The organism is Allobosea sp. R86505 (genome assembly GCF_042466375.1).
Classification (GTDB): domain Bacteria; phylum Pseudomonadota; class Alphaproteobacteria; order Rhizobiales; family Beijerinckiaceae; genus Allobosea.
Genome location: NZ_JAXHPY010000001.1, coordinates 3,607,448 through 3,632,017, shown reverse-complemented (window position 1 = coordinate 3,632,017; position 24,570 = coordinate 3,607,448). Strand labels below are relative to the sequence as shown.

The window sequence follows — 24,570 nt, the reverse complement described above, 5'->3', positions numbered from 1 at the left end:
GGCCGGCGCGGATCAAGGACAGGAGACGGCCGATGCGTCCTCACCAGCTTCCACAGATGGCCGGTCGACCCGTCGTCGGCGCGATCGGCCACAATCGCGGCGTGGTGGCGCGCAACTACGCCTTCATGCCGCCCGAGGGCGTCCTCGTCAGCCGTCTGCCGCACTGGGAGCGCACGATCGTGCGCATCCTCGCCGCGCCCGTGCTCGGTGCGCGCTTCGCGCAGTATGTCCTGGAGATCGAGCCGGGCGGGGGCCTGCGCGCGCCTTTCGCCGAGGCCGACATCCAGCATTTCTACTACGGCCTGTCGGGCGAGGCCGCCTTCGCGCTCGACGGGGCGAGCCCTTGCGCCTTCGGACGCGGCAGCTTCGCCTATCTGCCGCCCGGCACCGCATTCAGCCTGCGCAACGAGAGCGCCGCGCCGGTCCGCGTGCTCGCTTTGCGCAAGCGCTATGAGCCAGCCCCCGGGCTCGCCATGCCCGAGCCGATCCTGTCCCACCAGGATGCGATCCCGGTCACCAACCACACCGGCATGGAGGGGCGGGGCTTCCAGTTCCTCCTGCCCTATGGCGATCTTCGCTTCGACTTCGAGATGAACCTGATGTGGTTCAAGCCGGGCACCTGTTTTCCCGATGTCGAGACCCATGTCATGGAGCACGGGCTCTACATGCTGGAAGGGCAGGGGCTCTACTTCCTCGGCCGCGACTGGCACGAGATCTGGGCGCAGGATTTCATCTGGATGGGCGGCTACTGCCCGCAGCAGTTCTATCCGACCGGCTTCGACGACGCCTGCTACCTGCTCTACAAGAACGTCAACCGCGACGTGGCTCTGTAGGCGCTCACGGCCCCGCGGAGGCGAATGCCGTCCGCAGATCCGGCGCCAGCTGCCGGTCATGCGCCGCGAGGTCCGCGCCGGTCGTGAGCCAGGCCGTCTCGTCCTGCCGGATGCGGGCGAGGAGCTGGTTCAGGACCTGCGCCGGGCCGGGGCGACCCGAGACCCAGTCGTGCAGCGTCAGCGTGAACAGGCCGCCGGCCGCCGCGCAGGCCTCCCAGTCGAACAGCCATTCCTGCAGCACCACGACCGGGCTTGTCGGTGGCCAGCGGGCGTCGAGGCCGGTCATCTTGAAGCGGGCCGTGTCTTCGCGGTTCCACGACACCGGCAGTTCCAGAACACCGTCGAGCGTGTAGGGGTGGTCGAGCCCGGCGAGCGAACTGTCATAGAGCCCCTGCGCGCGCAGGAGCGCATGCATCGGCCGCGTCAACTCCCAACCCGGTGCGCGAAACCCCGCCGGTCGCTGCCCCGTCTGTGCGAGGAAGGTGACGATCGAGGCTTCGAGCGCCTCGGCGAAGGCGTCGGTCGAGATTTCGCGCGTCGCCTCATGGGCGAAGCCGTGCAGGCCGACTTCGTGTCCGGCCGCGACCAGATCCGGCAGCAGCGCCGGCTGACGCGCAGCGATCAGTCCCGGCACGAAGAAGGTCGCCTGGACTTCGTGGCGTGCCAGGACCTGCAGCAGGTGCCGCAACCCCGCCCGCAGCCCGTATTGCCGCTGCTCCCGCTCGGAGAGATAGGCGTCATCCGAAGCTTCGCGCAGGCGCCAGAGCAGCGGCGTGTCGGCATCGACATCGATGCTGATCCAGGCGGCCGAGGTCTTGCCGGCGGGCCAGGGGTAGAGGGCGGGTGCAGGCCCTCTGGAGGAGGCCGTCTGCGGTGCCGCGGCGGGTTTCGACAGCGTCATGGTTCCACCGCTCCGGCATTGCGCCCCACGCGTCAATCGCGTTTGCGCTTCCTTGCGAAACTTGCCACAAATTCGCCCGACACTGGCGACGCGAAGCGGGCCGATTAGTCTTTCGGCCCGCATTTCCTGTGCCTGGCGTCCAAAGCGGCAAATGAGGAGCGACAGCGCTCCCTCTCGGTCGGAAGCTCAAGGTCAGGAAACCGAATGTCAGCCCTGCTTATCATCATCGTCTTAAGTGCATTATCGATCGCCTATGGCGTCTGGGCCTATGCCGACGTCATGAAGCGCGATGCGGGCAACCAGCGCATGCAGGAGATCGCGGCCGCGGTCGCCGAGGGTGCGCAGGCTTATCTGAAGCGCCAGTACATCACCATCGGCATGGTCGGTGCCGTTCTCTTCGTCGCGCTCGCCTATCTGCTGGGGCAGTGGGTCGCGATCGGCTTCCTGATCGGCGCCGTGCTGTCCGGCATGGCGGGCTTCATCGGCATGAACGTTTCGGTGCGCGCCAATGTCCGCACCGCCCAGGCCGCCATGCAGTCGCTGGGCGAGGGGCTCGACGTCGCCTTCAAGGCCGGCGCCGTCACCGGCATGCTGGTCGCCGGCCTCGCCCTGCTCGGCGTCGCCGTCTATTACGGCATCCTGACCTCGATGCTGGGCTTCTCGCCCTCGAGCCGCGTCGTCATCGATTCGCTCGTGGCTCTCGGTCTCGGTGCCTCGCTGATCTCGATCTTCGCCCGTCTCGGCGGCGGCATCTTCACAAAGGGGGCCGATGTCGGCGCCGACCTCGTCGGCAAGGTCGAGGCCGGCATTCCCGAGGACGATCCGCGCAACCCCGCCACCATCGCGGACAATGTCGGCGACAATGTCGGCGACTGCGCCGGCATGGCGGCCGACCTGTTCGAGACCTATGCGGTGACGCTGGTCGCCACGATGGTGCTGGCCGCGATCTTCTTCGCCGGCCAGGCGACGCTCGGCACGATGATGCTCTACCCGATGGCGATCGGCGCGGCCTGCATCGTGACGTCGATCATCGGCACCTTCTTCGTTAAGCTCGGCGCCAACCAGTCGATCATGGGCGCGCTCTACAAGGGCTTCATCGCCGCCGGGGTGCTCTCGATCGGCGCGATCGCGGCGGTCAACTACCTCATGTTCGGCGGCTTCGCGACCTCCTTCACCACGGTGCAGGGCGTCACCTTCACCTCGGGAGGGCTCTTCGCCTGCGCGCTGGTCGGCCTCGCTGTCACGCTGCTGATCGTCGTGATCACCGAATACTACACCGGCACCGGCAAGCGCCCGGTGGTCTCGATCGCCCAGGCCTCGGTCACCGGCCACGGCACCAACGTCATCCAGGGTCTCGCGGTATCCTTGGAATCCACCGCCCTGCCGACGATCGTGATCATCGCCGGCATCATCGTCTCCTATGGCCTCGCCGGCCTGTTCGGCATCGCCATCGCCACCACTGCCATGCTGGCGCTGGCGGGCGTCGTCGTGGCGCTCGACGCCTTCGGCCCCGTCACCGACAATGCTGGCGGCATCGCCGAGATGGCCGGCCTGCCCAAGGAGGTCCGCCACTCCACCGACGCGCTTGATGCCGTCGGCAACACCACCAAGGCGATCACCAAGGGCTATGCGATCGGCTCGGCGGGCCTCGGCGCGCTGGTGCTCTTCGCGGCCTATACCTCGGACCTCAACTTCTTCGTCGCCGAGGCCAACAAGGCGGGCTCGACCTCGTTCCAGTACTTCAAGGGCGTGGTCGTCGATTTCTCGCTGTCCAACCCTTACGTCGTCGTCGGCTTGCTGCTGGGCGGCCTGATCCCCTTCCTCTTCGCCGGCATGGGCATGACGGCGGTGGGGCGCGCGGCGGGCTCCGTCGTCGAGGAGGTGCGGCGCCAGTTCAAGGAGAAACCGGGCATCATGGACGGCACCGAGCGGCCCGACTATGCGCGGGCCGTCGACCTCCTGACCAAGGCTGCGATCAAGGAGATGATCGTGCCCTCGCTGCTGCCTGTGCTCGCGCCGATCGTGACCTTCTTCGCGATCAACGCCATCGCCGGCAAGAACCAGGCCTTTGCGGCCGTCGGCGCCATGCTGATGGGTGTCATCGTCACCGGCATCTTCGTCGCGATCTCGATGACCTCGGGCGGTGGCGCCTGGGACAATGCCAAGAAGTCCTTCGAGGACGGCTTCGTCGACAAGGACGGGGTGCGTCACATGAAGGGCTCCGAGGCGCACAAGGCCTCCGTCACCGGCGACACTGTCGGCGATCCCTACAAGGACACGGCGGGCCCCGCCGTGAACCCCGCGATCAAGATCACCAACATCATCGCGCTGCTGCTGCTGGCGATCCTGGCTCACTCCTGAGCCGCATAGCCGTCGCGACAACGACCGACCCCGCGGAGCGATCCGCGGGGTTTTTCATTGGCCGGGCCGCCCTGATCGATTAATAATAGATATTGAATTGACCTATTGGAGGCATGTGGATGGCCGTCAGCGCAGATCTTGGGACTCGCCTGGAACAACTCCTCGAAACGCTGGTGGCATCGGGGCGCTACAACTCCAAAAGCGAGATTTTGCGGGAGGGGGTTCGCTTGGTCGAAGAGCGTGAGAAGCGGCTTCAGGCGCTCGACCTGATGCTCGACGCCGGGCTTGCCGACGCGCAGGCCGGACGGATGTTGGCTGGAGACGATGTTTTCGCCGAACTGCGCGCCCGCTACGGCGAACAAGCGCCGAGCGAGTGATGAAACTTGCCTTCGCGGCAGCAGCGAGGCGCGACCTCTACGAGGTCGGCGATTACATCGCGCGAGACAGCCGTCGGCAGGCTCTGCGTTTCGTCACGGCTCTGGAGGGTTTCTGCGCCACCCTGGTTGCGCAGCCCGAACGATACCCGCTTCTGTCGCACCGTGCGGATGACGAGATCCGTCGTGCTCCTTATGCCGACTACCTCGTCTTCTATCGGGTCAGAGAGAGCACGGTCGAGGTTCTGCGGGTGATCCATGCCGCGCGTGACGTCGGCAGGATCGTCGATGAGCTTTGACGAGGGCCGCCAAAGACGGATCGCGATCGAATAGGGTCAGGCTGAGTTCGGGCGGTCGAGCAGTCGCTCGACCGCCCCCGACGCTCCCGCCGCGACCGTAGCGTTCCCGCATGCCAGCGCGCGCGCCAGCGGGCATGACGTCTCCCATCACAGGAGACCGTTCATGATCCCATCCGCCGCCACCGCACCTCGTTCCGGGGCAGGGCGCTTCACCGACCTTGCCCTTCTGCTCCTCCTCGCCACGCTCTGGGGCGGCTCCTACAGCTTCATCAAGATCGGCGTGGAGACGATTCCGCCGGTGAGCCTGATCGCGGCGCGCACGCTTCTGGCGGGGGCGATCCTGCTCGGGGTGATCGGCTGGCGCGGCCTGCTTCTGCCGCGCGATTGGGCGACCTGGCGGCTCTTCCTGATCCAGGCCTGCCTCAACAGCGTCGTGCCCTTCACGCTAATCGCCTGGGCCGAGCGCAGCGTCGAGGCGGGTCTGGCGACGATCCTGAGCTCGACCAGCCCGATCTTCGTGGTGATCCTCGGCCTGCTGGCCGGCACCGGCGAGCGGCTGCTGTCGGCGCTGAAGCTCGCCGGCATCGCCTCGGGCCTGGCGGGAACCCTGCTGATCGTCGGCACCGAGGCGATGACCGGCTTCGGGGCCGATCTCGCCGCCCAGCTCGCGCTCGTCGCGGCCAGCCTCTGCTATGGCGGCGCGGCGCTGTTCGGGCGGCATTTCAAGGAGCTCGACCCGATCATGCCGGCCGCCGGCTCGCTGATCTGCGGGGCGATCATCCTGATCCCGCTCAGCCTCGCCGTCGACCGGCCCTGGACCCTGACGCCCTCCGCAGCATCGATCCAGGCGCTGCTCGCGCTCTCGGTCTTTTCGACCGCGCTCGCCTTCGTGATCTATTTCCGGCTGATCGCACGGTTGGGCTCGGTCGCGACGACGTCTGTCGCCTATCTGCGGGTGCCCACCGGTGTCCTGATCGGCATGGTTTTCCTCGGCGAGAGCCTGGCGCCGACGGCCTGGGCCGGCCTCGTCCTGATCGTCGGCGGCGTCCTCGCCATGACACGGCCGGCGCGCAAGCGGCCAGCGGCGGCCTGAGGAAGCACCCGGTTCGCGCCACAAAAAACCCGCGGCGCAAGCCGCGGGTTTCGGTGTCTGGAAGCGCCGGCGGTTGCCGCCTCACGCCCCCAGCGGGTTGAAGCGCGTCACGCCGCGGAAGAGGTTGCGCAGGAAGCTCTGCTCCTCGCCGCCGGTGGCGGTGGTGCGGCTGATGAAGTCGAAGATCACGCCGTCCTGCAGGCCGTAATTGGCGATGCGCTCGACCTTGAAGCCCTTGTTGAAATAGATCACCAGCACGGTCTGGTCGACGACCGTCAGTTCCTGGAACTGGAAGCGGCGATAGACCGTCTGGCTGATATAGTAGAAGGTCCGGTTGCCGACCGTCGACGTCGTCGAGGGCGTACCGAGGATCGACAGCACCTGCTGCACGTCCATGCCCACCTTGACCTGCGAGATCAGCGCATCGTCGGCGACGAAGCCGCGCTTGAACTCCTCGTTCAGGCCCGACGAGGTCGCGAGCTTGAAGCCGCCGGCCGTGGGGCCGCAGGCCGCGAGAGCCAGGGACGTCGTCGCGAGGAGGCCGAGGAGGGCTGTGCGGCGGGAGACGGCGTTCATGCGGAGGGTATCCAGTGGCGCTGCGGCGATGGGCCGGGGCCCGCGCCGCTTGTCAAACGGGTCGAGGTTGGCGTAACGCCCGAGGATGGCTTTGGCAAGGCAAGGACGTTTCGCCCGCCGCAGGCCGGAGAGTGCTGACCCCATGTTCGGATTGTTCGCAAAGCGCGAGAAGCGGCAGGCACCGGTCGATGCCGTCTTCGCGCGGGTCGTCGAGGCGTCGCGGCAGCCCGCATTCTATCTCGACGGCGGCATCGCCGACAGCTTCGAGGGGCGTTTCGAATCGCTCACGCTGCACGTCTTTCTGGTGCTGCGACGCCTGCGCGAATTGCCGCCGCCGGCCGACGAGGTCGCGCAGGATCTGGTCGACGCCAACTTCGCCTATCTCGAACTCGGCGTGCGCAATGGCGGCGTCAGCGACATCGCCGTGCCCAAGCGCATGAAGAAGATCGGCCAGATGTTCTATGGACGGGTGCAGGCCTATGAGGCGGCGCTGGTCTCGGACGCGCCGGGCGACCTTGCGGAGGCCCTGCGCCGCAACGCCACGCCGGACGCGCCAGAAGCTGCCACCGCGCTCGCCGCTTATGCGCGGCGCGTGCAGCAGCGTCTGGCGGAGCTCGATCTCGAAGGGCTCCTGAACGAGACCGCCCTGTTCCCGGCGGCGCAGGAGGGAACGGCACGATGACCCCACAAGCCGCTTCGCCGATGACCCGGCCGATCCATGTCGACGACATCAAGATGCGTGGTACCCGCGTGACCGTGCAGGCCGAGCCTGCCGAGCGCGCCGGAATCGCCGATCTGCTCGGGCTGCCCTCGCTCGAATCGCTGGAGGCGCGCTATGTGCTCGCCCGCAACGGCGAGCGCGTGAAGCTCGAAGGCGAGATCGCGGCGGCGTTCCACCAGACCTGCACCGTCACGCTCGAGGCCTTTCCGGTGACGCTGACCGTGCCGATGAGCCTCGATTTCGCGCCGCAGGAACCCGAGGTCCCGCGGCGCAGGGGCGACAAGGATGAGGCGGAGATCGACATCGAGGTCAGGCTCAACGAGGCGGACCCGCCGGAGCCGATCGTCGACGGCACGATCGATCTCGGCGCCGTGACACTGGAATTCCTGGCGCTGGCGCTCGATCCTTACCCGCGCAAACCCGGAGCGGTCTTCGCCGAGCCGGCACCGGAGACGCCGCCCGAATCGCCCTTCGCCATGCTGGCGCGGCTCAAGCGCGGCGAATGAGGCCTCGTCCGGGGCGCCGAGCGGCTTGCGGCGGACGCCCAAGTCGCTATTGTCCCGCCCGCATCGAGCCGCCCCGGCAAGCAGGTCGGCCGCTCCTGGGATCAACCATCACTCCATGACACGACCGGTTACAATCGCGCTCGATGCGATGGGCGGAGACCATGGCCCTGCCATCGTCATCCCCGGCGCCGCGCTGACGCTGGAGCGTCGTCCCGATGCGCGCTTCGTGATCTTCGGGGACGAGGGGCAGGTGCTGCCGCTGCTCGATCAGCACCCGAAGCTCAGGGCCGTGACCACCTTCCACCACACCGAAGTCTCGGTGAAGATGGACGACAAACCGAGCCAGGCGCTGCGCTATGGCCGCTACAAATCCTCGATGTGGCGCGCGATCGACGCCACCAAGACCGGCGAGGCCGACGTCACCGTCTCCGCCGGCAACACCGGCGCGCTGATGGCGATGTCGAAATTCTGCCTGAAGTCGATGCCCGAGGTCGACCGGCCGGCAATCGCCTGCCTATGGCCGACGGTGCGCGGCGAGAGCGTGGTGCTCGATGTCGGCGCGACGATCGGTGCCGACGCCCGCCATCTCGTCGATCTCGCGGTGATGGGCGCGGCCATGGCGCGGGTGATCTTCGATCTCGACCGGCCGACGGTCGGCCTGCTCAATGTCGGCGTCGAGGAGATCAAGGGCGTCGAGGCGGTCAAGGAGGCCGGGCGCATCCTGCGCGAGCTCGACCTGCCGCATCTGAACTATCACGGCTTCGTCGAGGGCGACGACCTCGGCAAGGGCACGGTCGACGTCGTCGTGACCGAGGGCTTCACCGGAAACATCGCGCTGAAGACGGCCGAGGGTACCGCCCGGCAAATCAGTTCCTACCTGAAGGCGGCGATGAGCCGCTCGCTGATGGCCAAGATCGGGTACCTCTTCGCGCGCAGCGCCTTTGCCGCGCTGAAGGACAAGATGGACCCGCGCAAGGTCAATGGCGGCGTGTTCCTCGGGCTCGAGGGCATCGTCATCAAGAGCCATGGCGGCACCGACGCCGTCGGCTTCGCCAGTGCGACCGAACTCGGCTACGAGATGGCGCGCGAGAATCTGATGGCGAAGGTCCGGGAGATGGTCGCGGCCTCGGCCGAACAGGAGGCCGCGGCGCGGGCGGCCGCCGCCCAGTAAGGAAATGGCCTTGTCAATTCTGCGTTCCCAGATCGTGGGCTGCGGTTCCTACCTGCCCGCGCGCATCGTCACCAACGCCGAACTCGCAGAGCGGGTCGACACCACCGACGCGTGGATCGTTCAGCGCACCGGCATCCGGCAGCGTCATGTCGCCGCCGATGACGAGACCACCTCGGCGATCGGCCTCAAGGCGGCGCAGGCCGCTCTGGCGGATGCCGGGATGAAGGCGTCCGAGATCGACCTCATCATCGTGGCGACCGCGACGCCCGATCACACCTTTCCCGCCACCGCGACGCAGATCCAGGCGGCGCTCGGCATCGAGGGCGGTGTCGCCTTCGACCTGCAGGCGGTTTGCTCAGGCTTCGTCTTCGCGCTCGCTACCGCCGACAAGTTCCTGAGCACGGGCGCCGCCCGCACCGCGCTCGTCATCGGCGCCGAAACCTTCTCGCGCATCCTCGACTGGGAGGACCGCACCACCTGCGTCCTCTTCGGCGACGGGGCGGGCGCAGTCGTGCTGAAGGCGGCGCCGGGCGAGGGGACGCTCGCCGATCGCGGCGTGCTGGCGACGCATATCCGCTCCGACGGCCGCTACAAGGACAAGCTTTATGTCGATGGCGGTCCGGGCTCGAGCAAGACGGTCGGCTTCCTGCGCATGGAGGGCAAGGAGGTCTTCCGCCATGCCGTCCAGAATCTCGCCGAGACCGTGCGCCACACCTTTGCAGAGACAGGTCTGAGCGGCGCCGATATCGACTGGTTCGTGCCGCACCAGGCCAATCGCCGCATCATCGACGCGACGGCCGACAAGCTCGGCATCGGCCATGAGCGGGTGGTGATCACGGTCGACCGCCACGGCAACACCTCGGCCGCCTCGATCCCGCTCGCGCTGGCGGAAGCCCATCGCGACGGCCGCATCAAGCGTGGCCAGCTCGTCCTGATCGAGGCGATGGGCGGCGGCTTCACCTGGGGGTCGGCCTTGATCCGGTGGTGAGCGGAAGGGCGGAGAAATCGTCGGATTTTCCGGAATTTCCCGCCGTTTTCATGCAATTTTCATAAGCCGGGTGCATCCGCGCCCGTTCGAGCATTGACCCCGGCTGCGGGTGCGCCTAGCGTTCATCGTCCGGAATGGCGAAAGGCAGGTGGCAGACCCGCCGGCCGAGATAACGCCTAGGAGGATGTGGATGGCGGGGCACACGGTTACGCGGGCGGACCTCTGCGAGGCGGTGTATCAGAAGATCGGCCTCTCGCGGACGGAGTCGTCCAAACTCGTCGAGGCCGTGCTCGACGAGATTTGCGACGCGGTGGCGCGTGGCGAGAACGTCAAGCTCTCTTCCTTCGGCTCCTTCGTCGTCCGCGACAAGGGCGAGCGAATCGGGCGTAATCCCAAGACGGGTGTCGAGGTGCCGATCGAACCGCGGCGCGTGATGGTGTTCAAGCCGTCGAATGTGATGAAGGCCCGCATCAACGGGCAGTTGGGTGAGGGCGACGACGCGTGAGCCTGGAGTTCCACACCGGCGACACAGAGGCCGACATGGACACCAAGAGCCCGGATGCCTTTCGAACCATCAGCGAGGTCGCTGAAGACCTCGATATTCCCCAGCATGTCCTGCGTTTCTGGGAGACGCGCTTTCCCCAGATCAAGCCGCTGAAGCGCGGCGGCGGCCGGCGCTACTACCGGCCCGACGACGTCGCCCTGCTCAAGGGCATCCGCCGCCTGCTCTACGGCGAAGGCTACACGATCAAGGGGCTGCAGCGCATCCTCAAGGAACAGGGGCCGCGCCATGTCCAGGCCATCGGGCGCGGTGCGCCGATCGGTGCGCCGCCGGACGCTGCGAAGGCGCGGGACGGGGCCGCCGCACATCCGGCGCCACCGGGCCGCGCGCCGGTGCCGCCCGGGCTCGACGACATCACCCTGCTGACCGCCGTGCTGGCCGAACTGGGCGAATGCAAGCGCATCCTCAACCGTGCCCTGCAGCCGCCGGCGGAACTGGCCTGACGCCGCTGGTTGAAAGCGCGGGCGGCAACCGCTAGATCGACCGCCGGGGACGACCCCGGCGCAGCGGCGCCTGTTGATCCGGCGTGGACGACCTCGCCCTTTTGACGAGGAGCGCCGTCATGGCCTGGCTCTATCTCTTCATCGCGGGCCTGTTCGAGATCGGCTGGGCCATCGGCCTGAAATACACGCAAGGCTTCTCCCGCCTGATGCCCACCGTGCTGACGCTCGCGAGCATGGCGGTCAGCCTCGGCCTGCTCGGGCTTGCCCTCAAGAGCCTTCCGGTCGGGACCGCCTATGCGGTCTGGACCGGGATCGGCACGGTCGGGACCGCCATCCTCGGCATCGTCCTGCTCGGCGAGCCCGCCACTGCGCTGCGCCTCGCCTGCATCGGGCTGATCGTGGCCGGCATCGTCGGGCTCAAGCTGGTCGCCTGAGTTGTGGCAGCTAGGACCGCCGCCAGGATTCCGGCCAGTAGCCGCCGCGCTCCAGCACGACGATCAGCACGATCACGGCCAGCGTCACCGCCAGCGTGAGCAGCTTGGCGTTCCAGGGCGTGCCGCGGCCGATCAGCCAGATCAGCGTCAGGCCGATCATCAGGGGAACGAGCATCTCCATGATCACAGACTAGAGCAGGTGGCTGCGCGAGGAAACCCGGGGCTGCGCGCCGCTTTGTCCGGCTTGGAGGAGGCGATGGGGCGGGGAACCCATCCGGCCGATGCACGTTCGCTGGAGAGGGGAAGCGCATCGCCGCGAGCGATGCCGGACCGCAACCTTCAGACAGCGCAGACGACAAGGAGTCAGCCATGGGACTGTTTTCCAAGGACATCAAGACGATGGACGACCTCTTCGTTCACCAGCTCCAGGACATCTATTACGCCGAGAAGCAGATTCATAAGTCGCTTCCGAAGATGATCGAGAAGGCGACCGACGCCACGCTGAAGCAGGGGCTCGAGGCGCATCGCACCGAGACCGAAGGGCATATCGCCCGGCTCGAGCAGGTCTTCCGCCAGCATGGCGCCGAGGCGAAAGCCGTGAACTGCCCGGCGATCGACGGCATCCTCGAGGAGGCCGACGAGGTCGCTGGCGAGGTCGCCGACAAGCAGGTCCTCGATGCCGCGATCATCGCCGCCGCCCAGGCGGTCGAGCATTACGAGATCACGCGTTACGGCACGCTCGCGGCCTGGGCCAAGCAACTCGGCCGCGAGGATTGCGCCGCGCTGCTGCAGCAGAATCTCGACGAGGAATATGCCGCCGACGACAAGCTGACCAAGCTGGCCAAGAGTGGGATCAACCGCAAGGCAGCCTAATCCGCCCTCGGCCGATCGGACCCGACATCCAGCCCGCGGCGCACCCCGTCGCGGGCTTTCCTGCGTCAGGTCGGGTTGCCGGGGTCGCCGGGCGGCACCTTCGGCGGCTTGTCGCCGAAGCGCCCGCGCGCCCAAAAGCCGGCCAGGGCTAGGCCGGGCGGGATCGACAGCAGCAGCAGCCAGGCAAGGCCGCTGAGTTCGCCGGCCGCAGCGCTCATGCCGCATCCGTCGGCAAGGCCGCCGCGTCGGACCGCGAGGACAGCGGGAACTGCCCTTCGATCAGAGGCTTCATCCGGCCGAGCTCGGCGGCCATGTAGTCCAGGAACAGGCGCACCCTCGGCGAATGCCGCAGATCCGGATGGGTCAGGAGCCAGAGATCGGCGGAGAAACCGGGGTCGGGCGGGGCCAGCCGGGTCAGAGCGGGCTTCCGGTCGGCGATGAAGCAGGGCAGAAAGCCGATGCCGATGCCGGCCTCGACCGCCTCCGCCAGTCCCAGAACCGTGTTGACCCGGTAGACGATGCGCTCCGGCGCGACATGCTGGGCGAGATAGCGCACCGCCTTGAGCGCCCCGAACGACTCGCCCAGCGACACCCAGTTGCGCTGCCAGAGCGCCTCGATCGGCTCGCTGCCGCCCTCCGGGAAGTCCGCGGCCAGGCCGTAGAGGGCCCAGGCGATCCGCGCCGCCTTGCGGCCAACCAGCGTTTCCGGCGGATGGTCGGTCGCCCGGATCGCGACATCGGCATCGCGCTTGGACAGGTTGAGCGCCTGGTTGCTCAGCAGCACCTCCAGGCGGATGTCGGGGCATTGCGCCAGAAAACCGCCGAAGACCGGCGTCAGCAGATCGACCAGCAGCGTGTCGTTGGTGGTGACGCGCAACTCGCCCGCAGGCTTGATCTCCTGCCCGGCGAGTTTGAGCGCAAAGGCGCTGATGTCGCTGTCGAAGCGCTCGGCGAGCCGCGCCATCTCCTCGCCGGCCGGCGTGGCGACATAGCCGCTGCGGTGGCGCTCGAACAGCCGCGTGCCGACGGCCTCCTCGATCTGGCCGAGGCGCCGGAACACGGTGGAGTGGTTGAGCCCGAGTCCGGCCGCCGCAGCGGGCAGCGAGCGCCGCTCCGAAACCGCCTTGATCAGCCGGAAATCGTCCCAGGACAGGGGTTTGCCTGTCGCGGATTTGCTCGAAGGAGGCTTGCCGGCGGGCGTCTTGTCGGGCGCGTTCATCGCGCCAATCTCCGACAGGATGTCGCCGCCTTCAAGGCCGGGGCCTCGAAGACGGCGAAGCAGACGGGGCAGACGTGCCGTTACGCGGTGACGGGTCGGGCTGCGAGGGCAGGCCGTGCGGGCTTGAGGGCCAGCGCTCCGTCGCCGATCAGGCCATGGGCCAGCGCCGTCAGCGCCAGAAAGGCCGGATATTCCCAGCCGCCATTGGGCGCGTTGAAGACCCAGCCATTGGGGGCGTGGACGAAGAGCGCGCCCAGCAGCACCGGCAGCAGCAGGATCGAGACGATGCGGCCATGGAAGCCGACCAGGATGGCGAGGCCGCCGAGAAGCTCGGCGAGAATGATCGGCCAGGCGAGGAAGGCCGGCAGGCCGACCTGGCCGAGGAAGCCGGCGAAGCCCGCCGGGGTGAAGATCGCGATCTTCAGATAGGCATGGGCGATGAACATCACGCCGAGCGCGACGCGCAGGGCAAGCGCACCATAGGGGGCGAGGCGGGTGTCGATCATGGGGGCAGTCTCCTGAAACGGGACCGGGCTGGTCTCGCCCCAAGAGATCGTCCCCGTCTCGGCGCAATGCAAACGGATATCCGTCAATCATTCGATTGCGTCAGTGCAATGAAGGAGCGCTGGCATTCCGCGTCGGGCGGCCCAATCTCCTCGCCAACGGGGCAGCCCTGCCCAGCACGACGTCGGAAGGATGTCAGTCATGCAGATCAACGGTCTTCATCATGTCACGGCGATCGCCGGTCCGGCGCGCCGCAATCTCGATTTCTACGGCCGCGTCCTCGGCCTGCGTCTGGTCAAGAAGACGGTCAATTTCGATGATCCCGGCACCTATCACTTCTATTACGGCGACGCCGCTGCGGCGCCGGGCTCGATCCTGACCTTCTTCCCCTGGGAGCATGCTGCGCCTGGCCGCCTCGGCGTCGGCGAGACGCAGGAGACGGTGTTTCGCGTGCCGGAAGGGGCGACCGGCTACTGGGCGCATCGCCTGGTCGAGCACGGCGTGCCCCATGACGTGCCGGTGAAGCGCTTCGGCGAGACGGTGCTGGCCTTCCGCGATCCCGATGGGATGCGGCTGGCGGTCGTGGGCGTTCCCGGGATCGAGGCCGAGCCCGCCTGGGCGGGCGGGGACATCCCGGCCGAGCACGCGATCCGCGGCTTCCACGGCGTCAGCCTGCTCGTCGCCGATGCGGCGCCGACGGGCGCGATCCTCGACGACGTTTTCGGCTTCCGTGAGATCGGTCGCGAGGAGACGCTGGTGCGCTACCGTGCCGAAGGCGCGGCCCAGGGCGCGATCGTCGATCTGCGGGTCGCCGGTGGCTTCCTGCCGGCCCGGCAGGGCGCCGGCTCGGTCCATCACATCGCCTTCCGCGCCGCCGATGACGCGGCGCAGGAGGAGATGGTCCGCAAGCTCGCGCAGAACCACGGCATCCGCACCACGGAACAGCGGGATCGGAACTATTTCCGCTCCGTCTACTTCCGCGAGCCCGGCCAGGTGCTGTTCGAGATCGCGACCGACGTGCCGGGCTTCGCCGTGGACGAGCCGGCCGACAGCCTCGGTCAGGCGCTGAAGCTGCCGCCGGGTCTGGAGATGCAGCGCGCCCGCATCGAGGCGGTGCTGCCCGAACTGGCCTGAGCCGACCGCTCCGCCCGGCCGCCGCGCCGGGCGGAGCGGAGGTTGTCCTGAAATCCGAAGGAGGTCCATGATGGACGCGACCGCGACCACCGACTTCATCCATCTCTACGAGCCGGGCGGCGATCCCGCCCGCGCGCCGCTCCTGCTGCTGCACGGCACCGGCGGCGACGAGCGCGATCTGATCGGGCTGGGCCGGACGGTGGCGCCCGGCGCGGCGCTGCTCTCGCCGCGCGGCAAGGTGCTCGAGGGCCCGATGCCGCGCTTCTTCCGCCGGCTCGCCGAGGGTGTCTTCGACGAGGACGACCTGCGCCGGCGCACCCATGAGCTGGCCGATTTCGTCGAGGCGGCGCGCCAGCGCTACGGCCTCGCCCAGCCGGTCGCGGTAGGCTTCTCGAACGGCGCCAACATCGCCGCCAGCCTGCTGCTGCTGCGGCCGGAGGTGCTCGCCGGGGCGGCGCTGCTGCGCGCGATGTCGCCCTTCGCGCAGCCGCCGCAGGCAGATCTGAGCGGCAAGCGGGTGCTGATCCTGTCGGGCGCCATGGACCCGATCGTCCCGGCTGACGATGTCGCGCGGCTGGCCAAGACGCTGTCGGGCAACGGGGCGAGCGTCGATCATCGCACGCTGCCGGCGGGCCACGGCCTGTCCCAGCCCGATATCGGCCTGCTCCAGAGCTGGCTGGCGGCCGGCTGAAGGCCTTCCGGCGGCGTGCGAGCGCCGCCGGCAAAAGCTGATCTGGGCGATCAGGCCGAGGGCGCGGCGGCCTTGCGCCTCGGGGTCTTCGCCGCCGGCGGCGGCGGCGGGGGCTCCGCCGCCTGCTTGGCCAGGCGCTGGGCGCGCAGCGCCTCGATCTTCTTGCGGGCGGCGGCTTCTTCGGCGGCGATCCGGCCGCTCGACTTCTGCTTCTCGCGCGGTGCTTCCTGGACGCTGTTGACGTCGTGCCAGGCGCGCGGGCCCCGGTTGTCCCCTGCCATCGGTCTCGTCCCTTCGTCTTCGTCTCTGGAACGGAGCTTACCCGCGATCGGCTCAGGATACGAGCCGCATCGCGCATGGCGCGCGTCGTCGCCGACGGCGGGCTGCTCGGTGCTCAGGCCAGCAGCGGCAGGATGATCGCCATGCCGATCATCAGGACGGCGAGCGCTCTCAGGAACACGGCCCCCTGTCCGGAGACCCGCAACACGGCTCGACGCGACGACGCAGACATGGCGCACCCCACTCCCGAACGGCAGCATACTGACGTTCCGTCATTGTATGGGGCGGGGCAAGGGCGGGTGCGCGGGGAGCCTGTGGACAACACGGGATCAGGGGCGCCGATCAAACGGCAATCACCACCGACAGGGTCGAATCTCCGGCTTCAGATAAATGGTCGGAGCGAGAGGATTCGAACCTCCGACCCCTTGTCCCCCAGACCATCAAGATAGCTATTTTTGGCACAGCGCACTTGTTTAGGTCGCTTCGTAAGCCCTTGCGGATGTGATGCAAATGCGTTCATATCTATTCACAGGGTTCCAGGCATCACCGCATTCCGTAACCCTGTCGTGACCCAAATTGGCGATCGAGACTAGTGCGCAAGCGAGACAGGGGGCCCAGGACATGCCGGTGGTGAAGCTGACTAGTGCGTTCATTTCGGGCATCAAACCCGCTGAGGCAGGCACCATAGAATTTTGGGATGAGTTGACCCGCGGGCTCTGCCTTCGCGTCTATCCGAAGATCGCGAATGCCACTTGGTCATTCCGTTATCGGGCTCGCGATGGGGGAGGGTACGAGCGCGTCACGATCGGCAAGCTGGCAGATATTGGTCTTGCTAAGGCCAGGGAGAAAGCAACCTCGCTGAGGGCCGCGGTCAATGACGGCGGCGACCCCCAAAAGCAGCGCCGGCAGAGTAGGGAGATTGCGAAGACCGCCCTCCGGTTCGACGCTCTCGCACAGGCCTATCTCGAGGGCTATGCCAAGCTGCACAAGGCGTCTTGGAAGAACGACGAAATCCTGTTGAAGCGGCCCCGAGAGGCGTGGGGCAAAAAGCGTCCGGAGGAGCTGCGCAGGGCCGATGTTTCTGCCTTGCTCTTGGAGATCGCCGCGACCGCCCCGGTGTCTGCGAACCGGACGAAAACGGTCCTGGTAAAGCTATTCAACTGGGCAGTGGATTCTGGCCACGTCCCTGCCAATCCCATTGCCGGGATGAAGAAGGTTGCGGCTGAATCAAAAGGGAAGGATCGGGTTCTAACCAACTCTGAGCTGAGGGTATTTTGGGGCGCTCTGGAATCGTCCGATGACGTCACGCAGGACGTCGCCGATGCCCTCCGCCTGATCTTGTTGACCGGTCAGCGGCCAGGCGAGATCGCCGGCATTGATCAGAGCGAGCTGGTCGACATCGGTAAGCCTGCCGACGCCCGCATCGAAATATCGGCGGCGCGGATGAAGGGTCGGCGCGCGCACGTCGTACCGCTTGCGCCGCTGGCGCTCGGCATCGTGCAGGTCGCGCTAAAGCGCCGGAGAGATGCAGGCGACGACATCGCTCTGTTAGCCTCGCGCTACTATTCCCGAGATACACTCGCCCGGCATTCGCTCTCGCATGCGCTGCGGCGCATCGTTCCGAAGATCGAGGCCGAAGGGGATGATGCCAGGGCGGCCGCATCACTGAAGGCCGATCCACCGACGCCCCATGATCTCAGACGGACCTGCGCCAGCGGCATGTCACGGCTTGGAGTGCCGTACGAGGATCGTCGCGCCGTGCTGGCTCACGTTGCTGACGACGTCCACGGCCAGCACTACGACAAGTACGACCGGCTCGCTGAGAAGCGCCACGCCCTGCAGGTGTGGGAGACGCATATCGCGACAGCGCTGGATCGCGGAGAGCCTGCGAACGTGGTGCCGATTAGGAGGGCCAAGCGGTGAGCGGGAGGCTTGATAAGAAGGCCGGCCCCCCGACCGGGATGGTAGCGCCAGGCAAAGTAGTTTGCCGCTTGCTCGATGAGCGGGAGTTGCGCGAGCTCGATCGAGCCGCGGGTTGGCCAGTTAGCAATCACCGCGATGTGTGGAACGATATCATTCATGGCTTGGTGCTGGGGAGCCTTTCGGATGAAAACCTCCCGACGAGCCGCGAAATTGCGAAGGAACTGGTCAATTTCAGGCAGCGCCTAGACAAGGTGGCGGCCGACATAAGCAGTTTTTTCGACCCGCCAGTCGGCAACATTAAGGTAGGGCGATCGGCCCGCCGCCAGGCTGGCCATATGGCCCGCCATCGTGCATCTGGCCGGGCAGTTGCGGCTCTCAACGACCTAATAGATACGATGCGTGATGATCTTGAAGAGCACGCAAAAGAATTGGAAGATTGTGTCAGGGGTAGAAAAGGTAGTTCCAAGCTGCCGCTCGACCTATTGAGATACGTTCATCTGCCCTGGATGAATGCTGCCATCAATCCAAAATTTATGTCGAACGCAAACGATCTAGACAAAGATTATCCGTATCTGAACTTCGTGGCCTCTCTTCTAACGATGGCAGCAGAGCGCGTCCCGCCTGCTGCTAAGGCAGCGGACGTGGTAGCGCCAACTCGCTTGACCGAAGCGCTGAAGGTCGCCGTCAAAAATGGCAGGCCAACATGGACACTGTCAGAGCGGCTCAAGGAGCTATTCAAAAAAGAAGAATGACCGCCAAATCAGCCCAAAAAAACGCCCATTCATCTGACTGATTTTGCGGGCAACTACAGATACTTAGTACGGGTCCCACCCACTAAAGGAGCGACCCGATGACTTCTAACCACACCGACCGCTGGCTGTTGAAGCCTGATTTGAAGGCCCGCATCCCGCTTTCCCTCAGCTCGATCGAGCGGGGCGTGCGGGAAGGATGGTTCCCGGCCCCCGTCAAGATCGGGCCGCGGCGCATTGCCTGGCGTGAATCCACCATCGCCGCCTGGGAAGAGTCGCGAGTGACCTCGACGACGGATGTGAAGTCGGTCGCGGCCTAGCACTGCCGCGCTCGCTGGCGGGGGCTGTTGCTCCCGCCGCCCGCATCCCACACCGACGGTAACACGATGACCGATCCGAAAGTGCCATCGCGAGATGGCCATGACGCAAATCCGCTGGTCCGATGGCGCCGGCATGCCTATCGCGCGGTTCAAGGTAAGGCTCGCGCAACCGCGCTAATCGGTGTGCTGCCGGTGGTGGTCGGTAGGGAAACATTCGACACGCGAGCTGGCAACGCTTGGTTCAGCGTCGAAACCGGGATGAGCGATTGGCCTGCTGCCGGTTTCGTGGACACCGAGATTGGGTGTTTCATGAAGCCGGAGGTGGCAGATGCAGCGAAGACGATTTGGGCGTGAGTTCAAGATCGAGGCGGTTCGCCTGATCAAGGATCGCGGTGTGAGCGTCGCGCAGGCGGCTCGGGATCTGGAGGTCCACGAGAACCAGCTGCGCAAATGGGTGAAGGAATTTGCCGCCGATCCGGCGCAGGCCTTTCCCGGACCTGGTCAGTTGAAGCCCGAGCAGCTCGAGATCGAGCGGCTACGGCGTGAGGTGACCAAGCTCAAGGCGGAGCGCGACATCCTAAAAAAGGCCGCAGCCTACTTCGCGAGGGAAGCGATATGAGATTTGCTTTCATCGCGAGGCACCGTTCGATCTGGCCGGTGGCATGGCTTTGCGACGCGCTGGATGTCTCCCGCTCCGGATTCCATGCCTGGCTGACGCGCTCGCCGAGCCAGCGCTCCGTGGACGACGAGGTGGTTGGCGCCAAGGTCCGCGCGAGCTTCAAGGCCAGCGACCGAACCTATGGCGCTCGTCGGGTCTGGCGCGATGTCTTGGCGGAGGGCGTCTCCTGCGGTTTGCACAGGATCGAACGACTGATGCGCGCTCAAGCCTTGCGGGCACGTCCCCGCCGGCGAGGCCTTCCAAAAGATTGCGGCGAGCGGCCGATCTCGGCTATCGCGCCCAATGTTCTCGATCGCCAGTTCACGGCGATGCGGCCGAATCAGCGTTGGATCGCCGACTTCACCTATGTCTCGACGGCCGAGGGCTGGCTCTACGTCGCTGTCGTGATCGACCTGTTCTCGCGGCGCGTCGTCGGCTGGTCGATGAAGGCCGAAATGACGGCCGCGCTCGTGACAGATGCGCTCATCATGGCGATCTGGCGCCGTGGCAAGCCCGACGCCCTGCTGCACCACTCGGATCAGGGCAGCCAATACACCAGCCAGCACTTCCAGGAACTGCTGGCCGAAAACGGGGTCACCTGCTCGATGAGCCGATCCGGCAACGTCTGGGACAACGCCGCGATGGAGAGCTTCTTCTCCTCGCTGAAAACCGAGCGGATCAGGGGCCAGATCTACCGCACGCGCGACGCGGCCAGGGCAGATGTGTTCGACTACGTCGAGAGGTTCTACAACACCATCCGCAGGCACTCAACCATCGGCTATCTCAGCCCGGTTGAGTTCGAGCGGAACGTGGGATTAGCTTAACTGCGTGTCCACAAAACCGGCAGCAGGCCACGCTGCATTCATCGCAGGCGAGCGACAGCCAGGACCAGACCATCTTCAATACCTCTGAGGGCGTCTGTGGCGGACGATCAGTCACGCCTCGTCTTCCGCCGCCAGTCGGCGCGCGCCCTCCGAGAACAGGCCCCGGAGAAAACCGCGCGAGACAGCTTGCTCGGCATCCGCCACCAGCGCGGCCTGATCATGAAGCAGCGCGCGGATCGCCTCCCGAGCATCGCCTCCGAACTCCGCCAGGACCTCGTCAATCTCCTCTTCCGTCACCGGTGGAATGGGCGATCGAGCGACCTGGGCAGACATGGATTGCGTTCTCCAAAATGTGAACGTAATGAGAACATCAACGCAGGGGGAGTCAAGCCGTGGCCAGTGTCGAGACGTTCTTTATCCAGCCCTTCAAGACGCATCGGAAGCGGCTCGTGCCTGGGGTCCGCGTCTTATCGAAGACGAAGCATCACGCCCTGCGAGATGGCGAGCGCCTGGGCCGTACGGCGGAGGGCTTGGCCGTCATTCATGTCACGGCCGATGACGAGACGGGGGAGGTAAGCGCACTCGAGGTGCTGGCGCGCCATGGCGAAATTCCCGAGGCGTTTGAAGAGGAGATTAGGGCAATCTAGTGCGACACGGCGGGCGCTGTCCGCCGGAGGAGCTCTTTACCCTCTTGCAATTCTTCGGGAAGTTGATCCTCGCGACGCTCCGGCCGGAAGGATTGAGAATGTGTGACGAGCAAGGCCCACGATACCCGTCTCTGACCCCGCTCGCCGTTCAAGTCCGCTGGAAAGTGCCGACCGAATTTCCTGCCTGCCCCGATGAGTTCACCGACGACGCGCTTCTCCTCTATGCCTCGAGGCTCTCCTTCGGCAGCGTCTTTGCGCACAACCAGTATTCTACCAGCTTGGTCGTTGACCATCACCTCAATGACGATGCGCTAGTCGTTCTCACACGCTTCGCCGACGACAACATCAAGGACTGGGCCGTCGCCCATGTGTCGATCCACGACGGCGCTTTCTTTCATCGCAGCGAATTCACCTTCTTCACCCTGAAGGGCGCCCTGAAGCACTTCTGCGAACTGATTGGGGAGGAACTCGTGGCTTCGATCGACGATGATACTTGATTGGCAATGGCTTGGGTGTCGGGCGCAGCCGGGGCGTTGACCCTGCAACGCGCCAGGTGGATCGACAATGTCGCCGGCGTTGAGCCCTGCCGTACCCCAATCGTAGTCCAGCTATCCAAGCCCAACATCGTGGAGCTTCGCCTGCGGCTGAGGGGAGGTAAACGCTGCAGTATCGACCCGATGAGGCGACGGTCGATTATTTCACGTAGCGAGGTCGTCATCGCGAATTGCGCGTACGATCGACAGGACGGCCGCTGGATCGAAATCGAGCGCATCGGCGAGAGCCAGGAACTCGATAACGTCGATACGGCGTTCCCGCCTCTCAATATCGGCAATGTACGATTGCGGCCGCTGCAGCCGGCGTGCGACCTCGGCTTGTGACAGGCGTTGGCTCTTACGTGCCTCGACGAGAAAAGCACGCATGCGGCGATAGCGAGGGGAGCTGAGGTCTCTTGGCATCCGGCGTTCCGCAAATATGCGGAATCCGAATGATCGGCTTTTCAGATAATCGAGAATTCAGATATATGCTGGAGGAGTTAAACGGCCGTGCGCCGATGCCGCCCGGCTTCGCGGTGCACGGAGAGCGCGCGGGAGCCATATTGATGATTCTTCAGGTCGTTGTGCTCGCTGGATCTTGGCTGATTGCGAGCCCGGTTGTGGCGCAGACCGCATTGCCATTCGCTACGACGGCCGAGGCGTCCAGGCTTTGGGGCGGTTGCATAGGATTGAAGCTAACGCTCCAAACCAGAAGTCGAAACGGCAACCCTTCAGACTGGAAACCGCTCATTCTGACCGTCGCCGATCGCGTCGCCGCTAAAACCAAAATCGATAGCATCGAAATCGATCTGCGCAGGGGAGACGAGTCATCTCGGCCACGTGACGAAAGCAGCCTTGCTCACCTTCTCAGCGACGTGACCCCAAAGTGTAGCCAGCCAATGGCGACATTTTTGCGCGTTGCCTCTCGCTTACTTTCTGAGCGCGAACTGAAAATTCGCGACTTATATGCGTCAATGGCTGCAAGCGGCATTCCAGAGAGAGCTGGCTCGGTTTGTCTGAACAGTTTGCGGGCTGTCGCTAAGTGGATTTCGGCCCTGGCTATGCCGCAACCGGGATTGGCTGCAGCGCGTTGAAGTAGGCCTGATCGGGCGTCTGCCGTCCCAGGCTCTGGTGAGGTCTCCGGCCGTTGTAGAAAGCGAGATAACGGCCGATCGAGGCGCGCGCGTCGGACACGCTGGCGTAGGCGCGCAGATAGACCTCCTCGTATTTGACCGATTTCCAGATGCGCTCGACAAAGACGTTGTCGCGCCAGGCGCCCTTGCCGTCCATGCTGATCCTGATGCCCGCGCCGATCAGCAGGGCGGTGAACTCGCGGCTGGTGAACTGCGAGCCCTGGTCGGTATTGAAGATCTCCGGCTTGCCGAAGCGCGCCATCGCCTCCTCGACGGCCTCGATGCAGAAGGCGACGTCCATGGTGATCGAGAGCCGCCAGGCCAGAACCTTGCGGCTGAACCAGTCGACGACGGCCGTGAGATAGACGAAGCCCCGCGCCATCGGGATGTAGGTGATGTCCATCGCCCAGACCTGATTGGGCCGCGTCACCGGCAGCTTGCGCAGCAGGTAGGGGAAGATCTTGTGCCCCGGCGCCGGCTTCGAGGTATTCGGGCGGCGGTAAAGCGCCTCGATCCCCATGCGCTTCATCAGCGTGGCGACGTGAAGACGTCCAGCCCTATGGCCATCGGCCCCAAGCAGCCCCTGCAACATGCGGCTGCCCGCGAAGGGATATTCCAGATGCAGCGCGTCGATCGCGCGCATCAACGCCAGGTCGGCGGCAGGAACCGCGCGGGGTAGATAATAGACGCTGCCCCGGCTGATCCCGAGCACCTTTGCCTGCCGGTTCAGTGGCAGGTCGTGCGCGCGGTCGATCATCGCTTTGCGCTCAGAAGGCCGGCCTTGCCGAGCGCGCCGGACAAAAAATCGTTCTCCAGCGCCAGCTCCCCGATCTTGGCATGCAAGGTCTTCACGTCGATCGCAGGCGCACCGGCCTCGGACTTCGCCTCGGACCCGAACACGCCGGCAGCCCCCTCAAGAAGCTGGCTGCGCCATTGCGTGATCTGGTTGGGGTGGACATCGAACTGCTGCGCCAGGTCGGCCAGCGTCTTCTCGCCCTTGATCGCCGCCAAAGCGACCTTCGCCTTGAAAGCCGGGCTGTGGTTCCGGCGAACGCGTCTCGTCATATCCGCTCCTGTTCACGGCAATCATGCCGCGTTCAGGCCGAAAATCCACCTATGCCCGGTGTCCAGATTTCCCGAGCCAGCTCTGAGGATCGGGTCGAGAAAGTGGTTGCCCGAATCTTTAAGCTGCCAAAAGGGTTTCGCCTACCGAGTTCAGGCATGTCCAACGATCGGGACCTAAGCCGATTCAACTACGACGTTGATATGATCGATTTGCAGATTGCCATCGACGCCTCAGCGGAGGCGATCAAGCGGTTACCGTAGTGCGTTATGCTCAAACTTGAGTGCGCGGTGACGGCATGAGCCACGGGTAGGCCGATCGGCCAGCCTCGAAGATACCTGCAATGTCGAACGAGCTCGATGCCGATCAACTTTCTGGCCATCGAACGCTAGCGCCGACATGTGACCCCCCGGTGAACCCTCAATGAAAAAGCGCTCCAGAACACTAGTCCTGAAGCGCTTCTAAGTGACTGATTTCACTTCAATTTATGGTCGGAGCGAGAGGATTCGAACCTCCGACCCCTTGTCCCCCAGACAAGTGCGCTAACCGGGCTGCGCTACGCTCCGACGGGTCGGCTTATAGTGGCGGCTTCGCGCGGATGCAATCGGCTTCGCGCGCTTGTTTCATCCGGCGCTCGGCGAGGGGCTGACCTGCGCCAGGGCGGGACAGGGCGGGCTCCTTGCCATTAACCCTCGATTAAGGCTGTGATTGCGGGAGGACGTCGCTGCGCGCATGGTTTTCCGCGGACGGGGAGGGCA

At 65.7% G+C, this 24,570-nt stretch carries 33 protein-coding genes and 1 tRNA gene; 23 read left to right on the top strand and 11 right to left on the bottom strand.

The annotated features are described in order from the left end of the window. Positions 1–32 precede the first annotated feature (32 nt). A complete protein-coding gene (gene allE, locus SJY11_RS17495) occupies positions 33–833 on the top strand; it encodes a (S)-ureidoglycine aminohydrolase (RefSeq protein WP_376988039.1) in 801 nt (266 codons plus the stop codon). A 4-nt stretch (positions 834–837) separates the two neighbouring features. Here the strand turns inward: allE and SJY11_RS17490 are convergent, their stop codons facing one another. Next, on the bottom strand, positions 838–1,734 hold the full coding sequence (locus tag SJY11_RS17490; protein ID WP_376988038.1) for a polysaccharide deacetylase family protein: 897 nt from the start codon (positions 1,732–1,734) through the stop codon (positions 838–840). 204 nt (positions 1,735–1,938) lie between these two features. Between SJY11_RS17490 and SJY11_RS17485 the strand changes: the two genes are divergently transcribed. From SJY11_RS17485 to SJY11_RS17470, 4 genes are all read left to right on the top strand, one after another. Further along, entirely contained in the window at positions 1,939–4,095 is a 2,157-nt protein-coding gene (locus tag SJY11_RS17485) for a sodium-translocating pyrophosphatase (RefSeq protein WP_326911799.1), read from the top strand. Positions 4,096–4,214: 119 nt separating this feature from the next. Further along, positions 4,215–4,472: a type II toxin-antitoxin system ParD family antitoxin gene (locus tag SJY11_RS17480; RefSeq protein ID WP_376988037.1), complete on the top strand. Its 258-nt coding sequence runs from the start codon at positions 4,215–4,217 to the stop codon at positions 4,470–4,472. Continuing rightward, positions 4,472–4,768: a type II toxin-antitoxin system RelE/ParE family toxin gene (locus SJY11_RS17475; protein WP_376988036.1), complete on the top strand. Its 297-nt coding sequence runs from the start codon at positions 4,472–4,474 to the stop codon at positions 4,766–4,768. Before SJY11_RS17480 ends, SJY11_RS17475 begins: the two co-directional genes overlap by 1 nt. Positions 4,769–4,931: 163 nt before the next feature. After that, complete coding sequence (locus tag SJY11_RS17470) at positions 4,932–5,861, top strand: DMT family transporter (protein ID WP_376988034.1); 930 nt, start codon at positions 4,932–4,934, stop codon at positions 5,859–5,861. Between the two features lie 81 nt (positions 5,862–5,942). On the opposite strand, the gene SJY11_RS17465 is transcribed toward SJY11_RS17470, so the two are convergent. Further along, a complete protein-coding gene (locus tag SJY11_RS17465; RefSeq protein WP_326911803.1) occupies positions 5,943–6,437 on the bottom strand; it encodes an outer membrane protein assembly factor BamE in 495 nt (164 codons plus the stop codon). A gap of 142 nt (positions 6,438–6,579) precedes the next feature. On the opposite strand from SJY11_RS17465, the gene SJY11_RS17460 reads away from it, so the two are divergent. The 7 genes from SJY11_RS17460 to sugE all read left to right on the top strand — a co-directional run bounded on the left by SJY11_RS17460 (position 6,580) and on the right by sugE (position 11,262). Then, on the top strand, positions 6,580–7,119 hold the full coding sequence (locus SJY11_RS17460; protein ID WP_376988032.1) for a ubiquinol-cytochrome C chaperone family protein: 540 nt from the start codon (positions 6,580–6,582) through the stop codon (positions 7,117–7,119). Further along, positions 7,116–7,664, top strand: coding sequence for a YceD family protein (locus tag SJY11_RS17455; RefSeq protein WP_376988031.1), 549 nt, complete (start codon positions 7,116–7,118; stop codon positions 7,662–7,664). The genes SJY11_RS17460 and SJY11_RS17455 overlap by 4 nt, the downstream gene beginning before the upstream one ends. 115 nt (positions 7,665–7,779) lie before the next feature. Beyond that, complete coding sequence (gene plsX / locus SJY11_RS17450) at positions 7,780–8,835, top strand: phosphate acyltransferase PlsX (protein WP_376988030.1); 1,056 nt, start codon at positions 7,780–7,782, stop codon at positions 8,833–8,835. 4 nt (positions 8,836–8,839) lie between these two features. After that, on the top strand, positions 8,840–9,823 hold the full coding sequence (locus tag SJY11_RS17445) for a beta-ketoacyl-ACP synthase III (protein WP_376988029.1): 984 nt from the start codon (positions 8,840–8,842) through the stop codon (positions 9,821–9,823). Positions 9,824–10,013: 190 nt separating this feature from the next. Beyond that, positions 10,014–10,328, top strand: a complete 315-nt coding sequence (locus SJY11_RS17440) for an integration host factor subunit alpha (RefSeq protein WP_069054799.1) — start codon at positions 10,014–10,016, stop codon at positions 10,326–10,328. A gap of 35 nt (positions 10,329–10,363) precedes the next feature. Further along, positions 10,364–10,828 carry a MerR family transcriptional regulator gene (locus SJY11_RS17435; RefSeq protein WP_376989358.1) on the top strand — a complete coding sequence of 155 codons (465 nt, stop codon included), beginning with the start codon at positions 10,364–10,366 and terminating at the stop codon, positions 10,826–10,828. A 119-nt stretch (positions 10,829–10,947) separates the two neighbouring features. Further along, positions 10,948–11,262 (top strand): quaternary ammonium compound efflux SMR transporter SugE, encoded by a 315-nt coding sequence (sugE, locus tag SJY11_RS17430; RefSeq protein WP_376988028.1) that lies wholly within the window; start codon positions 10,948–10,950, stop codon positions 11,260–11,262. A gap of 10 nt (positions 11,263–11,272) precedes the next feature. Here sugE and SJY11_RS17425 read toward each other — a convergent pair whose 3' ends face one another. After that, positions 11,273–11,437 carry a hypothetical protein gene (locus SJY11_RS17425; protein ID WP_376988027.1) on the bottom strand — a complete coding sequence of 55 codons (165 nt, stop codon included), beginning with the start codon at positions 11,435–11,437 and terminating at the stop codon, positions 11,273–11,275. 194 nt (positions 11,438–11,631) lie between these two features. On the opposite strand from SJY11_RS17425, the gene SJY11_RS17420 reads away from it, so the two are divergent. Beyond that, a complete protein-coding gene (locus tag SJY11_RS17420; protein WP_326911810.1) occupies positions 11,632–12,135 on the top strand; it encodes a YciE/YciF ferroxidase family protein in 504 nt (167 codons plus the stop codon). Positions 12,136–12,200: 65 nt separating this feature from the next. On the opposite strand, the gene SJY11_RS17415 is transcribed toward SJY11_RS17420, so the two are convergent. The 3 genes from SJY11_RS17415 to SJY11_RS17405 form a co-directional block, all read right to left on the bottom strand. Continuing rightward, complete coding sequence (locus tag SJY11_RS17415) at positions 12,201–12,353, bottom strand: hypothetical protein (RefSeq protein ID WP_376988026.1); 153 nt, start codon at positions 12,351–12,353, stop codon at positions 12,201–12,203. Beyond that, the gene (locus tag SJY11_RS17410) at positions 12,350–13,354 is read right to left on the bottom strand and encodes a LysR family transcriptional regulator (protein ID WP_376988025.1); all 1,005 of its coding nucleotides are present in this window, start codon (positions 13,352–13,354) and stop codon (positions 12,350–12,352) included. Before SJY11_RS17410 ends, SJY11_RS17415 begins: the two co-directional genes overlap by 4 nt. Positions 13,355–13,434: 80 nt before the next feature. After that, complete coding sequence (locus SJY11_RS17405) at positions 13,435–13,860, bottom strand: DoxX family protein (RefSeq protein WP_376988024.1); 426 nt, start codon at positions 13,858–13,860, stop codon at positions 13,435–13,437. 199 nt (positions 13,861–14,059) lie between these two features. Between SJY11_RS17405 and SJY11_RS17400 the strand changes: the two genes are divergently transcribed. Both SJY11_RS17400 and SJY11_RS17395 read left to right on the top strand, forming a co-directional pair. Beyond that, complete coding sequence (locus tag SJY11_RS17400) at positions 14,060–14,992, top strand: ring-cleaving dioxygenase (RefSeq protein ID WP_376988023.1); 933 nt, start codon at positions 14,060–14,062, stop codon at positions 14,990–14,992. Between the two features lie 67 nt (positions 14,993–15,059). Next, a complete protein-coding gene (locus tag SJY11_RS17395; RefSeq protein WP_376988022.1) occupies positions 15,060–15,683 on the top strand; it encodes an alpha/beta hydrolase in 624 nt (207 codons plus the stop codon). A gap of 50 nt (positions 15,684–15,733) precedes the next feature. Here SJY11_RS17395 and SJY11_RS17390 read toward each other — a convergent pair whose 3' ends face one another. Beyond that, on the bottom strand, positions 15,734–15,964 hold the full coding sequence (locus tag SJY11_RS17390; RefSeq protein WP_376988021.1) for a hypothetical protein: 231 nt from the start codon (positions 15,962–15,964) through the stop codon (positions 15,734–15,736). 619 nt (positions 15,965–16,583) lie between these two features. Here SJY11_RS17390 and SJY11_RS17385 point away from each other — a divergent pair. From SJY11_RS17385 to SJY11_RS17365, 5 genes are all read left to right on the top strand, one after another. Beyond that, entirely contained in the window at positions 16,584–17,885 is a 1,302-nt protein-coding gene (locus SJY11_RS17385) for a tyrosine-type recombinase/integrase (protein WP_376988020.1), read from the top strand. After that, complete coding sequence (locus SJY11_RS17380) at positions 17,882–18,637, top strand: hypothetical protein (protein ID WP_376988019.1); 756 nt, start codon at positions 17,882–17,884, stop codon at positions 18,635–18,637. Before SJY11_RS17385 ends, SJY11_RS17380 begins: the two co-directional genes overlap by 4 nt. A gap of 98 nt (positions 18,638–18,735) precedes the next feature. After that, positions 18,736–18,954 (top strand): helix-turn-helix transcriptional regulator, encoded by a 219-nt coding sequence (locus tag SJY11_RS17375; RefSeq protein ID WP_376988018.1) that lies wholly within the window; start codon positions 18,736–18,738, stop codon positions 18,952–18,954. A 66-nt stretch (positions 18,955–19,020) separates the two neighbouring features. Beyond that, positions 19,021–19,308 carry a hypothetical protein gene (locus SJY11_RS17370; RefSeq protein ID WP_376988017.1) on the top strand — a complete coding sequence of 96 codons (288 nt, stop codon included), beginning with the start codon at positions 19,021–19,023 and terminating at the stop codon, positions 19,306–19,308. After that, positions 19,283–20,436, top strand: a protein-coding gene (locus tag SJY11_RS17365; protein ID WP_376988016.1) for an IS3 family transposase whose coding sequence is annotated in 2 segments (ribosomal slippage) — positions 19,283–19,532 and positions 19,532–20,436 — 1,155 coding nt in all. Because the reading frame shifts where the segments join, the coding sequence is not laid out codon by codon here. The genes SJY11_RS17370 and SJY11_RS17365 overlap by 26 nt, the downstream gene beginning before the upstream one ends. A gap of 111 nt (positions 20,437–20,547) precedes the next feature. On the opposite strand, the gene SJY11_RS17360 is transcribed toward SJY11_RS17365, so the two are convergent. Beyond that, on the bottom strand, positions 20,548–20,769 hold the full coding sequence (locus tag SJY11_RS17360; protein ID WP_376988015.1) for a hypothetical protein: 222 nt from the start codon (positions 20,767–20,769) through the stop codon (positions 20,548–20,550). Positions 20,770–20,828: 59 nt separating this feature from the next. Between SJY11_RS17360 and SJY11_RS17355 the strand changes: the two genes are divergently transcribed. Both SJY11_RS17355 and SJY11_RS17350 read left to right on the top strand, forming a co-directional pair. After that, a complete protein-coding gene (locus SJY11_RS17355) occupies positions 20,829–21,083 on the top strand; it encodes a hypothetical protein (RefSeq protein ID WP_376988014.1) in 255 nt (84 codons plus the stop codon). 44 nt (positions 21,084–21,127) lie between these two features. Beyond that, entirely contained in the window at positions 21,128–21,580 is a 453-nt protein-coding gene (locus tag SJY11_RS17350) for a hypothetical protein (protein WP_376988013.1), read from the top strand. A gap of 201 nt (positions 21,581–21,781) precedes the next feature. Here SJY11_RS17350 and SJY11_RS17345 read toward each other — a convergent pair whose 3' ends face one another. After that, complete coding sequence (locus SJY11_RS17345) at positions 21,782–22,003, bottom strand: helix-turn-helix domain-containing protein (RefSeq protein WP_376988012.1); 222 nt, start codon at positions 22,001–22,003, stop codon at positions 21,782–21,784. 65 nt (positions 22,004–22,068) lie between these two features. Here SJY11_RS17345 and SJY11_RS17340 point away from each other — a divergent pair, with 65 nt between their 5' ends. Next, on the top strand, positions 22,069–22,710 hold the full coding sequence (locus SJY11_RS17340; RefSeq protein ID WP_376988010.1) for a hypothetical protein: 642 nt from the start codon (positions 22,069–22,071) through the stop codon (positions 22,708–22,710). On the opposite strand, the gene SJY11_RS17335 is transcribed toward SJY11_RS17340, so the two are convergent. Then, positions 22,676–23,814, bottom strand: a protein-coding gene (locus SJY11_RS17335) for an IS3 family transposase (RefSeq protein ID WP_376984629.1) whose coding sequence is annotated in 2 segments (ribosomal slippage) — positions 22,676–23,556 and positions 23,556–23,814 — 1,140 coding nt in all. Because the reading frame shifts where the segments join, the coding sequence is not laid out codon by codon here. The two genes, SJY11_RS17340 and SJY11_RS17335, sit on opposite strands and share 35 nt — an antisense overlap. A gap of 486 nt (positions 23,815–24,300) precedes the next feature. Continuing rightward, positions 24,301–24,378, bottom strand: a tRNA-Pro gene (locus SJY11_RS17330). Between the last annotated feature and the right edge of the window lie 192 nt (positions 24,379–24,570).